Below are 12,747 nucleotides of genomic sequence, written 5' to 3' on the forward strand. Positions count from 1 at the left end.
GCGTGAGATGAATCACAAGATCCCACCCGGGATTCACCTGCGATTTACAGGGCGGCGGTCGAAACCGTCCCTCACGTCAGGGTAGGGTTTTGTTCACGGGCGGAACACCGCCCTCCCGAACCTCGCCGGGCAATGATGCCCGACCGGCGGCCCCCCACATCCGCCGATCCCCGGTTGCGCCCCCGTCACCGGCGACGGCCGCGGCCGACCGGTCCTTTCCGCTCCCACCACAGAGCCGCGCACGCCTGACGCCCGCGCGCCCGAACAGAAACGGATGCATGTCCGCTGACACCTCCGCAGCCCTGCGGCTGCGCCTGCCCCGCCCCGACTGGCTGTCCTCGGCGAAGGTCTTCCGCACCGAGGTGCTGGCCGGCCTGGTCGTCGCCCTGGCCCTGATCCCCGAGGCGATCTCCTTCTCCATCATCGCCGGAGTCGACCCGGCCGTCGGCCTGTTCGCCTCCTTCACCATGGCCGTGGTCATCTCCGTCGTCGGCGGCCGCTCCGCGATGATCTCCGCCGCCACCGGTGCCATCGCCCTGGTCATCGCCCCGCTCAACCACGAGTACGGCCTGGGCCACCTGATCGCCGCCGTCATCCTCGGCGGTCTGATGCAGATCGCCCTCGGCGCGCTGGGCGTGGCCAAACTGATGCGCTTCGTCCCGCGCTCGGTGATGGTCGGCTTCGTCAACGCCCTCGCCATCCTGATCTTCCTCGCCCAGGTACCCGAGTTCACCGACGTCCCCTGGGCCGTCTACCCGCTCATGCTCGGCGGCCTGGCCCTGATGGTGCTCTTCCCCAAGGTCACCACGGTGGTGCCCGCCCCGCTGGTCTCCATCGTCATCCTCACCGTGATCACGGTGGCCGCCGGGATCGCGGTGCCCACCGTCGGCGACAAGGGCGACCTCCCCTCCGCCCTGCCCACCCCCGGCCTGCCCGACGTGCCCTTCACGGTGGACACCCTGACCACCATCGCCCCCTACGCCCTCGCCCTGGCCCTGGTGGGGCTGATGGAGTCGCTGATGACGGCCAAGCTGGTGGACGACATCACCGACACCCACTCCAACAAGACCCGCGAGTCCATCGGCCAGGGCGTCGCCAACGTCGTCACCGGCCTGTTCGGCGGCATGGGCGGCTGCGCGATGATCGGCCAGACCATGATCAACGTCAAGACCGCCGGTGCACGCACCCGCGCCTCCACCTTCCTGGCCGGCGTCTTCCTGCTCGTCCTGGTCGTCACCCTCGGCCCCGTGGTCTCCACCATCCCCATGGCCGCCCTGGTCGCGGTGATGATCCTGGTCTCCTTCGCCACCTTCGACTGGCACTCCGTCCACCCGAAGACCCTCAAGCGGATGCCCGTCAGCGAAACCGTCGTCATGACCGTCACCGTCGCCGTGGTCGTGGCCACCCACAACCTCGCCATCGGCGTCATCACCGGCGTCCTCACCGCCACGGTCGCCTTCGCCCGCCGCGTCGCCCACCTGGTCGACGTCACCGCCGTCACCGACCCCGACGGCACCAGCGTCGTCTACGCCGTCACCGGCGAGCTGTTCTTCGCCTCCTCCAACGACCTGGTCTACCAGTTCGACTACGCCGGCGACCCCGACGACGTCGTCATCGACCTGACCGACGCCCACATCTGGGACGCCTCCTCCGTCGCCGCCCTGGACGCCGTCGAGACCAAGTACACCGCCCGCGGCAAGAAGGTCACCATCATCGGCCTCAACCAGCCCAGCGCCGCCATGCACGGCAAACTCGCCGGACAACTCGCCGACACCCACTGACCGTGAGGATCGGCCAGGGCATCGCCCGGGGGCCCGCCTCTCCCGCCGGCCGGCACCTCGGCTGTCCCGGCCGGAGACGTCGGCCTGCCGGGCGGTGCCGTCCGGCGCGTGACCGGCCGGGCAGGAGTGTCCGGCGCCGGACGGGGCAACGGTGGAGCATCCGGCCGGCCCCGGCCGGATGTTCTCCCCGCCCGACCAGGAGGATCACCATGTCGGAGAGCGTCTTCCTCATCATCGGCCTGACGATCGCGCCCGTCCTCGCCCTGGCGCTCCTCATCTGGGGGCTGAACGGCACCTCCTGGCTGCTGCGGCGCCTCACCGGCCAGAGCCGGAGAAACGCGTGACACGAGGCCGCACGGCCGCGGGAGACAGACCCGGAACCTGCCCCTGCGGACATCCGTCCGTGCCACTCGCCCCGGTATCCGCGGCCCGGCGGAGAACACCGCCCGGTTCCGGCGTACGGTGCATCCATGCATGCCAACGGGGCGCAGACACACGGAAGTCAGTATCAGCGGCGCGGACACGTCCTCCTGGTCGCCGGGGACCGCGCCGTGCACCGGCGGCGCCCGCAGATCACCCCCAGCGCGAACCTGGCGGTCCTGGCCACCGTTCCCACCCCGGTGCTGCTGGACAGCTCCCTCCCCACCGACCTGGTGCATCTCGACGGCGTCCACGACCCCAACTCGGTCCTGCTGCGGCTGCGGGCCGCCGTCACGGCGTCCGGGCCGGTCCTGCTGTACCTCTCCGGGCGGCTCACCGCCGACCGCCGCCGGCGTGAGCTGCACCTGGCCCTGACCGGCACCACGCCGGGGACCGTCCGCTACAGCGCGCTGCCGTGGTCCTGGCTCCGCAACGAGCTGCGCACCCGCCCGGCGGGTACCACCGTGGTGTTCGCCGACCTCGCCGCCGACCGGCACGCCTGGGCCCGGTTGCAGGAGCGGCCCGACGCCGTCTGCGAGCAGCTGCCGCTGTGCGGGGTCGTCGTACCGCCCGGCCTGGCGGGCACCGAGGGCGTCAGCCCCTACACCCGGCAGCTGGTCGAGCAGTTGCGCCAGGAGGCCGGGCGGCCCGGCAACAGCCTGCTGCACTCGGCCGCGGTGTCCGCCGCCGCTCTGCCGCCCGGCACCCTGGTCCTGCCCCGGACCGGGCAGCTCGACGCCCTGTCCGGGACCGACGAGCCCCGGACCGACGTCCGGGGCCTGCTCGCCCAGGTCCAGCGGCGGCGGGCGGCGGGCCGGTCCTCGCCCGCCGCCGCAGCGGCCCCGGGCGCTCCCGAGCCACCCGGAACGCCGCCGCGGCCCGCAACGGCCCCGGTGGTCCCACCGGCCACGACCGCTCCGGCCGCTCCCGCGGGGCCGCCGGCCCCGGCGCCCGCGCAGGCACCGGCCGCCGCGCTCCCCGCAGTGCCGCGGCAGCTCCCCGTCGAGGCCGATCCCCGTCCGGTGATCTGGGAGGCCGCGCAGGCCGGGCGGCACAACGAGGCGGCGGCCATGGCCGCCGCCTGGGAGCAGCACGCGATGCGCCGCCACGGGCCGAACTCCGCGGAGGCCGTCCACTGGGCGGAGATCCGCGCCGATCTGGCCCGGATCGCCGAGAACTACCCGCAGGCCACCCGGCTGTGGATCGCCGCCGCCCGCTCCCGGCTGGCCCACCAGTCCTTCGACGCCCCCGAGCTGCTCGCCGCGGCGCAGGGCGCCCACTACTGCTGGCACCATGTCACCGACCCGGACGCCGCCCGGGAGCTGGGGCCGGAGCTGCTGGACCTGCTGGGCCGGCTTCCCGCGCTCGACCCGCGCCACGTGCCCGTCGCGCGGCAACGGCTGGAGGCGCTGAACTCCCGGGCCTCGTCCGCCGGGTGACGCCCGTGCGCGGCCGTCCGGCTGATCACCCGCGCGACCCGTCCGGCGGTGCCGCCGTCGCGAGGACGACCAGGTTCTCGGTGTAGCGGCCCGCGGCCCGGTCGTACCGGCCCGCGCAGGTGATCAGCCGGAGAGCCGGACGGCCGCCGGTGCCGCCGTAGACCCGGTCGGTGGGGAAGGCGTCCCGCCGGTGGGCGGCCACACCGCGCACGGTGAACGAGACCGCGGTGCCGTCGGCGCGATCGACGGCGACCCGGTCGCCGGGCCGCAGTTCGGCGAGGCGGTGGAAGACGGCCGGGCCGGTGGCGGAGTCGTAGTGGCCGACCAGGACCGCGGGGCCCGGTTCGCCCGGTTCGGGGCCGTCCCGCCACCAGCCGGCGGCACCGGGGCTCTCCGGTGGCGGCAGGGTTCCGTCCGACCCGGTCGCCAGGGGTCCGACGGGTGCCGCCACGCCGATGGCCGGGACGCGGACACGTACCGGAACGGCTGCCTCCGGCGCCGGTCCGGGCCGGTTCGTCCCCTTCTCCGGAGCCCGGTCCGGGGGCCGGTCGGGGAGCCGGTCCGCCTCCGGCCGGGTACCGGCCGCGCGGACGGAGTCCGGGGCGTCCCCGCAGCCGGGCAGGGTCAGCGCCAGTGCGCAGACGGCGGTGGTGCCCGCGGCCCTGGCCGCCGCGCGGAGATCACCGCCCCACCGGGGCGGCCGGCGGTGCCGTCCCGTGGGCCGGAGGATCTCAGGCTCCCCGGTCCACGGAGCCGGCTGCCGTACGGCGCCGGCGGACCAGCACCGCACCGCCCGCGGCCAGGCCGAGGGCGGCCGCCACGGAGAGCGCGGGCGCGATGTCGCCGGGGGCCGTGCCGCCGCCTCCGGCATCGACGGACCCGCCCGGGGTCCCGGCCCCGCCGTCCCTGTCCTCGGGCGTGAGCGCGTCACCGATCTCGCCCCGGTCGCCGCCCTCGGAGGGCAGTGCCTCGCAGGCGCGCCCGTCGTCGTCGGCGTCCAGGCCGTACGGATCGCCGTCCTGTCCGTCGAGGACGCGCTGGGCCGCCTCCCGGGACTCGAAGTCCGCGCAGTCCAGATCGGGCTGGGACCACGCGGTCCCGGCCATGGGCGGCAAGGTCAGCGCCGCCAGGGCGCATGCCGCGGCGGCGGTACGCAGTCGCATGGGATCCTCCCGCATCGGTGTTCTGCCGACCGGGTGGTGGAAGACACCACCCGACTGCCACGGTCGGCTCCCACCGCGGGAGCGGCCACCTGGCCACCGCCATTCGGGTGACACCGCTCCGCCCGGTTCACGGCGGACGGACACCGCGTGAACCGGGCGGGGCGGGGATGCGGAACAGTGCTAGGCGTCCGAGTAGCTGAGTTCTCCCAGAGTCCAGCCGCACACCTGGTCGATGGCGACGCGGTACATCCCCCCGGTGTCGGGGAGGCCGTAGCTCCCCTGGAGGATGCGTGCCACGTGCAGGTGCAGGTGGGTGGGACGGCCGCCCCCCGCGCGCCGGGGTTCCGCCCCGGTGGTGGCGAACAGTTCGGCGAACGGCTTGAGCTGCTCGGAGTCCCTCAGTACCTCGGCGACTCGTTCCCTCCAGACGGCCTCGGGTGCCAGCCTGCCGGTGATCACGGCGCCGGGCACCACCACGGTGAGGGGCATCTGGTTGCTCCGCTCGGACTCCACCTTCTCGGCGATGTCGGCGAGCAGGTCATCGTGGTTCGACATGCGGGCAGACTAGCGCCCGCCGGGGGGCGGGTGGCCGCTCCGGTCCGCCGGGAGCCCCAGTCCCTCCAGCACCCGGGCTCCGGGGAGCCGGGCGAGGAGCCCGCCGGGCACCAGCAGCTTGCCCCGGCGCCGGCCGCTGCCCACGACGACGTACGGGGTGCCGGCGGCGGCCGCGTCGACCAGCAGCGGCCAGTTTCCGGGCAGGCCGACCGGGGTGATGCCGCCGTACTCCATGCCCGAGGCCTCGACCGCGGTCTCCACCGGCGCGAAGGACGCCTTGCGGGCTCCCAGTTCACGGCGGACCAGGCGGTTGACGTCGGCGCGGGTGTGGGCGAGGACGACGCAGGCGGCGAGGGTGGTCTCCGGGCCCCGGCGGCCCGCGACGACCACGCAGTTGGCGGACTGCTCGGGCGGGATGCCGTGGACCTCGCCGAAGCGGACGGTGTCGGCGTCCTCCGGGTCGCTGTCGACATAGACGACGCCCTCCGCGGACACGGGCCCGCGCAGGGCGGCGGCGACCGGCGGGGCGAGCAGGCCGAGCTTCTCCGCGACCGGCCAGGCGGCGGTGAAGTCTCCGATGGGCGCGCGCATGGCGGACACGTTAGCGGCCGCCGGCCGCGGCGGCACGGGACCGGTCCGGTGCGGCGGGCCCCGGCGCGGTCCGGTCGGTCCGGCGCGGTTCAGCGCGGCGCCCGCGGAGCCGGGGGCACCGAGACCGCCATCGTCATCTCCACGGGCTCGCCGCCGTCGTTGCGGTAGCCGTGCGGGACGTTCGACTCGAAGGCCGCGGAGGCCCCGGTGGGCACCTCGTGGTCGACGCCGTCGACGGTGAGGATGAGCACTCCGGCGGTGACATGGACCAGTTCGGTGGTCCCGGCGGGGTGGGGGTCGGAGGCACTGCCCTCCCCCGGCATCAGCCGCCAGGTCCACAGTTCCAGCGGACCGGGCGCCTCCGCCCCGGCCACCAGGATGCTGTGGCTGCCCGCCGCGGTGGACCACAGCCGCGCCATCCGGTCGGCGGTGACCAGCTTCACCGCCGGTTCCCGGTCGAAGTCCAGCAGCCCGGTCAGGCTCACACCGAGCGCGTCCGCGACCTTGACCACCGTGCCGAGGCTGGGGTTGGTGCGGGCCTGCTCGATCTGGATGAGCATCCCGCGGCTGACACCGGCCCGGGCCGCCAGGGCGTCCAGGGTGAAGCCGCGCTCGGTGCGCAGCCGCTTGAGGTTGCGGGCGAGTGACTGGCTGAGCTGGTCGAGGTCCGTCACACATGCCTCCCGTCTCGGGGCCCGGAGTCCCGCGGGCACCGCCCGGACCACTTGGTGCATTATTCAAGATGACTCAGTACATTGGAATGGACTACGGTGTACTGCACCGGAAAGTCCATGACACTGTACCGAGAGGTCTCTCCATGATCGCGTTCGCCCTGACCACCAGTCTGCTGTGGGGGCTGGCCGACTTCGGCGGCGGACTGCTGACCCGGCGCATCCCCGCCCTGACCGTGGTGGTCGTCTCCCAGACGCTCGCGGCGGTCGCGCTGGGGGCGGTGGTCGTGGCGACCGGTGCCTGGAGCGAGGCCGGAGCCCGGCTGTGGTTCGCCGTCGCGGCCGGGGTGGTGGGCCCGGCCGCGATGCTCTGCTTCTACCGCGCCCTGGCCCTGGGGCCGATGGGCGTGGTCTCCCCGCTCGCCGCGCTGGCGGTCGTCGTGCCCCTCGGGGCCGGGCTGGTGCTCGGCGAACGGCCCGGCGCGGCGCAGTACGCGGGCATGGCCGTCGCCACCGCCGGGGTGGTGCTGGCGGGCGGACCGCAGCTGAAGGGGGCTCCGGTGCAGCGGCGGACCCTGGCGCTCACCCTGGTGGCGGCGGTCGGCTTCGGCGCGGTGCTGGCACTGATCGCGGAGGCCTCCACCACCGTCACCGGGCTGTACCTCGCCCTGTTCGTCCAGCGGGTGTGCAACATCGCGGTCGGCGGCGCGGCGCTGTACGTCTCGGTGCGGCGCGGCGGCGCGGCGCTGCCCCCGGAGGGCGGCGCGGCGGTGACCGCCGCGCTGCCCGCGCTCGCCTTCGTCGGGCTGGCCGACGTCGCCGCCAACGGCACCTACGCGCTGGCCGCCGGAGCCGGCCCGGTCACCGTCGCCGCCGTGCTCGCCTCCCTCTACCCCGTGGTGACCGCGCTGGCCGCCCGAGGTGTGCTGCGCGAACGGCTGCTCCGGGTGCAGACGGCGGGCGCCGCCCTGGCATTGGCGGGCACCCTGCTGCTGGTCTCCGGCTGACCCGGTTCCGGAGCCCGGCCGGGGACCGGGCCGGGGCCGCTAGAACAGTCCCCAGTGACGGCGCGCGACGTACAGGGCCAGTGCCAGGCCGTGCAGGGCGACGGCGATGAGCAGCAGCAGCCGGAGATTCCGGTTGTCCACGGTCCCACGCACCTCCTCCGTCGTTTCCGTCGTTCCCCGTCGTTCTCCGGCTACCCCGTTTCCCGGCCCGCGACCGGAGACGGCCGGCCGTCGGCCGCCGCGGCCGGTCCGCCCGCCGCGGGCCCCGGCGCGTCCGGTCCCGCCAGCGCGAGCAGCTGCTCGGACGTGACGCCCTCGGGGACCGGTACGGGCGGCGGGGTGCGCAGCGGAGGGCACCAGCCGTCCTCGGGGTCCCAGCGCCGTACGACCCGCGCGGGCGCGCCCGCGACCACGGCGTGGTCGGGCACCTCGCCGCGGACGACCGCCCCGGCCGCCACCACCGTGTTCCGGCCCAGCCGTGCCCCCGGCAGCACCACCGCTCCCGTGCCCAGCCAGCTGCCCGCGCCGATCTCCACGGGCGCCGAGCGCGGCCACTGCCTGCCGACCGGCCGGTGGGGGTCGTCGTAGGAGTGGTTGGTGGAGGTGATGTAGACGTACGGGCCGCAGAACACGTCGTTCCCGATGGTCACGCCCGCCCGGGCGGTGTCCGCGACCACGTGGCTGCCGCGGCCGAGGACCACCCCGTCGCCCAGCCGCAGGACCGCCTCCGGGCCGAGGTCGAGGTCCGGCATCATTCCGGCGGTCAGCGTCACCTCGGCGCCGATGACGCAGTGGTCGCCCAGCTCGATCCACCGGGTGCCGAACAGCGTGCCCTGCGGAAAGGCCAGCCGGGTGCCGGTACCGATGTGGCGGAAGGCGTACGGGCCGGGGCGGGCGGCCGTGACGGCACCGGCCCGCTGCGCCCGGCGCCACAGCGCGTGCACGGCGCGGGACAGCAGCCGGGCGGGCAGCCCGGACAGGGGGGACGGGGACACGTTCCTGCGCATGGCCACCCGCTCACCGTAGACGCCCCGGCGTGCGGCGCACCGCGGAGTGTGCTGTGATCCTTGCCCCACCCGCCCGTCCGCGGCACGGACGCACGGGTACGGGTACCGGGACACGGAGCGGACCGAGGGAACGGGAGAGATCTGATGGAACGGCAGGCGACGGTCGCGGGCGTGGGCGGCAGGGAACCGGTGGTGCACCCGGAGGCGTACCTGGCCGCGACGGCCGTGGTGGTCGGGGAGGTGTCGCTGGGCGCGGGCGCGAGCGTCTGGTACAACGCGGTGCTGCGCGGCGACTGCGACGCGATCACCGTCGGCCCGGACAGCAACATCCAGGACAACTGCACCGTGCACGCCGACCCGGGCTTCCCGGCCGTGGTGGGCGAGCGGGTCTCGGTGGGGCACAACGCGGTGCTGCACGGCTGCGCGGTCGAGGACGAGGTGCTGGTCGGGATGGGCGCGACCGTGCTGAACGGCGCCCGGATCGGCACCGGTTCGCTGATCGCGGCGCACACGCTGGTGCCGCAGGGCATGGTGATCCCGCCCGGTTCCCTGGTGGCCGGGGTGCCCGCCCGGATCAGGCGCGAGCTGACCACCGAGGAGCGGGAGGGCATCAGGGTGAACGCGGCCATGTACCGGGACCTGGCCGGCACGCACCGTGAGACGCTCACCGACGTGCCCGGCAAGGAGTGAAAGGAGTGGGCGGCTCCGGCGTGTACCGGCTCCGTACCGAAGCGGGGGCGGCCGTGGCCGCGCCCGCGGGGCACCTCTAAGGTTCTGGCCATGTGGCCAGGACAGCAGCCCGGGGGCGAGCAGAACCCGCACGATCCGCGGAACCAGCAGGGCCCGCAGCAGCCCAACCCGTACCGGACGCCCGGGTACCAGGCGCCCAACCCGTACCAGGCGCCCGGGTACCAGGCGCCGAACCCGTACCAGGCACAGCCCGGCGGGCCGTGGGGGCAGCCCGGCGGGCCCGGTGCCCCGCAGCCGCCGCGGGGCGGCGGAAAGGGCGGCAGGACCGCGGCGATCGCCGTCGTCGTGGCCGTCGCGGTGATCGCCGCGGCCGTGGTCACCGGGGTCCTCGTCCTGCGGGACGACGGCGGGGAGAAGACCGCCAAGGGCGGCGACAGGGCCGCGTCACCGAGCGCGGAGCCCTCCACCGGGGACAGCGCGGCGCCGAGCGAGGAGCCGGAGAAGCGGGAGGACGACCCGAGCAACCCGCGCGACGGTCTCGCCCCGGAGAAGCCCGATCCGGTGGTCCCCGGCTGGCAGGTGGTCACCAACGCCAAGCACCACAGCGCCTTCGACGTACCGCCCGACTGGAAGGTGCGGTCGGAGGACACGATCATCGGTTACGGGCAGAAGGACAAGGACGACCCCTTCTCCGGCCCGCTGGTCGCCTTCAGCGCCCCGGCCGTGTACAAGGAGGGCTGGTGCACGTCCGGGAACAGCGAGTACACCCGGTCCGTCGTCGGCAGCAAGGGCGGCCAGGGCTCCCGCGACACCGTCGAGGGTGCGGAGCTCGCCGCGGAGAACTTCGTCTACTCCGCCTACGGCGAGCAGAAGGACACCGTCAGGCTGACCAAGGCGAAGCCGTTCTCCAACGCGCACGGCATCAAGGGTCACATCGCCTCCGCCACGGCCACCGGGGTGAAGAAGGGCAACAAGTGTGACTCCGACGGCAAGGCCGTGGCCCTGTCCTGGATCGACGGCACCAACGACCTGCGGATCTGGGTGCTCGTCAGTGACGCCGGGGTCGAGGACGAGGTCCCGCAGGCCGTCATCGACAAGATGACCGCCAGTCTGCGCCCGTACGCCGAGGAGGAGTGACCGCCCGCCCCGCCTGGGCCGGCCGCAACTACACCCTGCTGACGGCCGCCGCCGTGGTCACCGGCCTGGGCAACTCCGGTGCGCTGATCGCGGCGGCGTTCGCCGTGCTCGCGCTGGGCGGCGACGGCACCGACGTGGGACTGGTGGCCGCGGCCCGCACCGTACCGCTGGTGGTCTTCCTGCTGGTCGGCGGAGCCGTGGCGGACCGGTTGCCGCGCCACCGGGTGATGGTGGCGGCCAACGCGCTCAACTGCGTCTCCCAGGGCGTCTTCGCGGCGCTGGTGCTCTCCGGGGACGCGCGGCTGTGGCAGATGGCGGTGCTGTCCGCGCTCGGCGGCACCGGGCACGCCTTCTTCGCCCCGGCCGCCGAGGGCATGGTGCTCGCCAGTGTCGACGGCCGGCAGGCCGGGCGCGCCTTCGCGGTGTTCCGGATGGGGGTCAACGGCGCCGCCATTGGCGGCGCGGCCCTGGGCGGCGCACTGATCGCCGCCGTCGGCCCCGGCTGGGTGCTGGCCGTGGACGCCGCCGCCTTCGCGGTGGCGGGCGCGCTGCGCGCCTTCCTCGACCTGCGCGGGATGCCCGAGCGCCAGGCGGGCGGCGGGCTGCTCGGCGATCTGCGGGACGGCTGGCGCGAGGTGGCGGGACGGCCGTGGCTGTGGGCGGTGGTGGCGCAGTTCTCCGTCGTCAACGCGGTGGTCGCGGCGGCCGAGGCGGTGTACGGACCGCAGGTGGCCGCCGAGCACCTGGGCGGCGCCCGGCCCTGGGGTCTGGCGCTGGCCGCCTTCGGCGCGGGCACGGTGCTCGGCGGGCTGCTGATGACCCGCTGGCGGCCGCGCCGCATCCTGCTCACCGGCGCGCTGTGCGTCTTCCCGCTGGCGCTGCCCTCGGCGGCACTGGCGGTACCGCTGTCCGCCGGGTGGCTGGCCGCGGTGATGTTCGCCACCGGGGTGGCCCTGGAGGTGTTCGGGGTGACCTGGATGCTGGCACTGCACCAGGAGGTGCCGGAGGAGAAGTTCTCCCGGGTGTCGGCCTACGACTGGCTGGGCTCCGTGGCGCTGGTGCCGGTGGCCACCGCCGCGGCCGGGCCGGTGGAGGCGGCGGTGGGCCGGTCCGCGGCGCTGTGGGGCTGCTCGGCCCTGGTGCTGCTGCTGACCGCCGCGGTGCTGTGCGTACCGGACGTACGGCACCTGGTCCGGCGCGACGGCTCCGCTTCCCCGGCCGCGGCCGGGGAAGCGGCGGTCTCCGGCGCGGCGGCGACGGCCGGGACGGCGGCGGCCACCGGGGTGCCCGGTGCGGCGGGGCCGCCGGAGGCGGCCGGGCCTCAGCCGACCGTGAAGGCGCCGCCCGGCGGCAGCGGCGAGGGTTCCGCGTCGGTCTCCTGAACCGGGCGGGCGTCCCCGGTGATCCGCGCCAGTTCCCCGCCGTGCACCACCCGGGCCGGGAACGGGTCGCCGGCCACCGCCCTCGCCAGTTCGGCCAGCGGCAGCTCGGCCCGGGAGGCGACCAGCACGGCGTTGCCGAAGCGGCGGCCGCGCAGCACGGCGGGCTCGGCGATCAGGCACAGCCGGTCGAAGACCGCCGCGAGGGTGGCCAGCTGGGAGCGGAGGAAGGCGAAGGGCGCGGCGTCGGCGAGGTTGGCGGTGTAGATCCCCCCGGGGCGCAGCGTCCGGGCGGCCTCCCGCGCGCAGGACAGGGTCGTCAGGTGCGCCGGGACGCGGGAGCCGCCGAAGACGTCGGCCACCAGCACGTCCAGCGAGCCCGGCGGCCGGTCCCGCAGGGCGGCGCGGGCGTCCTGGGCCCGCACTGTGATCCCGCCGAGCCCGCCGAGCCCGCCGCCCCCTTCGGCCACCGGCAGCGGCAGGTGCTCGGCGACCAGCGCGAGCAGTGCCCGGTCGGCTTCCACCACCCGCTGCCGGGAGCCGGGGCGGGTGGCGGCCAGATAGCGGGGCAGGGTCAGGCCCCCGCCGCCCAGATGGAGGACGTCCAGCGGGGTTCCGGGGGCCGCGGCACGGTCCAGGACGTGGGCGATGCGGCGCACGTACTCGAACTCCAGGTGCGTCGGGTCGTCGAGGTCCACGTACGACTGGGGCGCGTCGTCGACGGTGAGCAGCCAGGCCCGGCGGCGGTCCACGTCGGGGAGCAGCCGGGCGGTGCCCTGGTCCACGGCGCGGACCACGGGCAGCGACTCCTCCGCCGGCTCGGTCATGCGCCCATTGTGCGGGGGCGGGCGGGTACGGGACCGGGCGGGGGGGCGGCAGACCGGAGGGCACCCGGGCGGTCACCGGA

The 12,747-nt window shown here is 75.3% G+C and carries 14 protein-coding genes; 7 read left to right on the plus strand and 7 right to left on the minus strand.

Translation table 11 applies throughout. The features are described from left to right. Nucleotides 1–278 precede the first annotated feature (278 nt). The 3 genes from V1L54_RS21730 to V1L54_RS21740 all read left to right on the plus strand — a co-directional run bounded on the left by V1L54_RS21730 (nucleotide 279) and on the right by V1L54_RS21740 (nucleotide 3,640). Nucleotides 279–1,781, plus strand: a complete 1,503-nt coding sequence (locus V1L54_RS21730; protein WP_330119755.1) for a SulP family inorganic anion transporter — start codon at nucleotides 279–281, stop codon at nucleotides 1,779–1,781. Between the two features lie 209 nt (nucleotides 1,782–1,990). Continuing rightward, entirely contained in the window at nucleotides 1,991–2,125 is a 135-nt protein-coding gene (locus V1L54_RS21735) for a hypothetical protein (RefSeq protein WP_330119756.1), read from the plus strand. A 126-nt stretch (nucleotides 2,126–2,251) separates the two neighbouring features. Then, the gene (locus V1L54_RS21740) at nucleotides 2,252–3,640 is read left to right on the plus strand and encodes a hypothetical protein (RefSeq protein ID WP_330119757.1); all 1,389 of its coding nucleotides are present in this window, start codon (nucleotides 2,252–2,254) and stop codon (nucleotides 3,638–3,640) included. 25 nt (nucleotides 3,641–3,665) lie between these two features. On the opposite strand, the gene V1L54_RS21745 is transcribed toward V1L54_RS21740, so the two are convergent. The 5 genes from V1L54_RS21745 to V1L54_RS21765 form a co-directional block, all read right to left on the minus strand. Continuing rightward, a complete protein-coding gene (locus V1L54_RS21745) occupies nucleotides 3,666–4,430 on the minus strand; it encodes a class F sortase (protein ID WP_330119758.1) in 765 nt (254 codons plus the stop codon). Next, nucleotides 4,372–4,803, minus strand: coding sequence for an excalibur calcium-binding protein (locus tag V1L54_RS21750; RefSeq protein ID WP_330119759.1), 432 nt, complete (start codon nucleotides 4,801–4,803; stop codon nucleotides 4,372–4,374). Before V1L54_RS21750 ends, V1L54_RS21745 begins: the two co-directional genes overlap by 59 nt. Nucleotides 4,804–4,983: 180 nt before the next feature. Beyond that, entirely contained in the window at nucleotides 4,984–5,358 is a 375-nt protein-coding gene (locus V1L54_RS21755) for a GvpU-like protein (RefSeq protein WP_330119760.1), read from the minus strand. A 9-nt stretch (nucleotides 5,359–5,367) separates the two neighbouring features. After that, entirely contained in the window at nucleotides 5,368–5,949 is a 582-nt protein-coding gene (locus tag V1L54_RS21760; protein WP_330119761.1) for a YbaK/EbsC family protein, read from the minus strand. Between the two features lie 89 nt (nucleotides 5,950–6,038). Beyond that, the gene (locus tag V1L54_RS21765; protein WP_330119762.1) at nucleotides 6,039–6,623 is read right to left on the minus strand and encodes a helix-turn-helix domain-containing protein; all 585 of its coding nucleotides are present in this window, start codon (nucleotides 6,621–6,623) and stop codon (nucleotides 6,039–6,041) included. Nucleotides 6,624–6,766: 143 nt separating this feature from the next. On the opposite strand from V1L54_RS21765, the gene V1L54_RS21770 reads away from it, so the two are divergent. Then, nucleotides 6,767–7,627, plus strand: coding sequence for an EamA family transporter (locus V1L54_RS21770; RefSeq protein ID WP_330119763.1), 861 nt, complete (start codon nucleotides 6,767–6,769; stop codon nucleotides 7,625–7,627). Nucleotides 7,628–7,818: 191 nt separating this feature from the next. On the opposite strand, the gene V1L54_RS21775 is transcribed toward V1L54_RS21770, so the two are convergent. Then, nucleotides 7,819–8,634 carry an acyltransferase gene (locus V1L54_RS21775; protein WP_330119831.1) on the minus strand — a complete coding sequence of 272 codons (816 nt, stop codon included), beginning with the start codon at nucleotides 8,632–8,634 and terminating at the stop codon, nucleotides 7,819–7,821. Nucleotides 8,635–8,778: 144 nt separating this feature from the next. On the opposite strand from V1L54_RS21775, the gene V1L54_RS21780 reads away from it, so the two are divergent. From V1L54_RS21780 to V1L54_RS21790, 3 genes are all read left to right on the plus strand, one after another. Continuing rightward, a complete protein-coding gene (locus V1L54_RS21780) occupies nucleotides 8,779–9,324 on the plus strand; it encodes a gamma carbonic anhydrase family protein (protein WP_330119764.1) in 546 nt (181 codons plus the stop codon). A gap of 90 nt (nucleotides 9,325–9,414) precedes the next feature. Next, nucleotides 9,415–10,461: a DUF8017 domain-containing protein gene (locus tag V1L54_RS21785; RefSeq protein WP_330119765.1), complete on the plus strand. Its 1,047-nt coding sequence runs from the start codon at nucleotides 9,415–9,417 to the stop codon at nucleotides 10,459–10,461. Then, nucleotides 10,458–11,843: an MFS transporter gene (locus V1L54_RS21790; RefSeq protein ID WP_330119766.1), complete on the plus strand. Its 1,386-nt coding sequence runs from the start codon at nucleotides 10,458–10,460 to the stop codon at nucleotides 11,841–11,843. The genes V1L54_RS21785 and V1L54_RS21790 overlap by 4 nt, the downstream gene beginning before the upstream one ends. On the opposite strand, the gene V1L54_RS21795 is transcribed toward V1L54_RS21790, so the two are convergent. Continuing rightward, nucleotides 11,783–12,667, minus strand: coding sequence for a spermidine synthase (locus V1L54_RS21795; protein ID WP_330119767.1), 885 nt, complete (start codon nucleotides 12,665–12,667; stop codon nucleotides 11,783–11,785). The genes V1L54_RS21790 and V1L54_RS21795 overlap by 61 nt on opposite strands. Nucleotides 12,668–12,747: the final 80 nt, after the last annotated feature.

This window comes from Streptomyces rubellus (genome assembly GCF_036323805.1).
GTDB lineage: Bacteria > Actinomycetota > Actinomycetes > Streptomycetales > Streptomycetaceae > Streptomyces.

Excerpts from the sequence above, each read along its gene's own strand:
- V1L54_RS21730 (WP_330119755.1), top strand. The coding sequence starts at position 279 with ATGTCCGCTGACACCTCCGCAGCCCTGCGGCTGCGCCTGCCCCGCCCC.
- V1L54_RS21735 (WP_330119756.1), top strand. The coding sequence starts at position 1,991 with ATGTCGGAGAGCGTCTTCCTCATCATCGGCCTGACGATCGCGCCCGTC.
- V1L54_RS21740 (WP_330119757.1), top strand. The coding sequence starts at position 2,252 with ATGCATGCCAACGGGGCGCAGACACACGGAAGTCAGTATCAGCGGCGC.
- V1L54_RS21750 (WP_330119759.1), bottom strand. The coding sequence starts at position 4,803 with ATGCGACTGCGTACCGCCGCCGCGGCATGCGCCCTGGCGGCGCTGACC.
- V1L54_RS21755 (WP_330119760.1), bottom strand. The coding sequence starts at position 5,358 with ATGTCGAACCACGATGACCTGCTCGCCGACATCGCCGAGAAGGTGGAG.
- V1L54_RS21760 (WP_330119761.1), bottom strand. The coding sequence starts at position 5,949 with ATGCGCGCGCCCATCGGAGACTTCACCGCCGCCTGGCCGGTCGCGGAG.
- V1L54_RS21770 (WP_330119763.1), top strand. The coding sequence starts at position 6,767 with ATGATCGCGTTCGCCCTGACCACCAGTCTGCTGTGGGGGCTGGCCGAC.
- V1L54_RS21775 (WP_330119831.1), bottom strand. The coding sequence starts at position 8,634 with ATGCGCAGGAACGTGTCCCCGTCCCCCCTGTCCGGGCTGCCCGCCCGG.
- V1L54_RS21780 (WP_330119764.1), top strand. The coding sequence starts at position 8,779 with ATGGAACGGCAGGCGACGGTCGCGGGCGTGGGCGGCAGGGAACCGGTG.
- V1L54_RS21785 (WP_330119765.1), top strand. The coding sequence starts at position 9,415 with ATGTGGCCAGGACAGCAGCCCGGGGGCGAGCAGAACCCGCACGATCCG.
- V1L54_RS21795 (WP_330119767.1), bottom strand. The coding sequence starts at position 12,667 with ATGACCGAGCCGGCGGAGGAGTCGCTGCCCGTGGTCCGCGCCGTGGAC.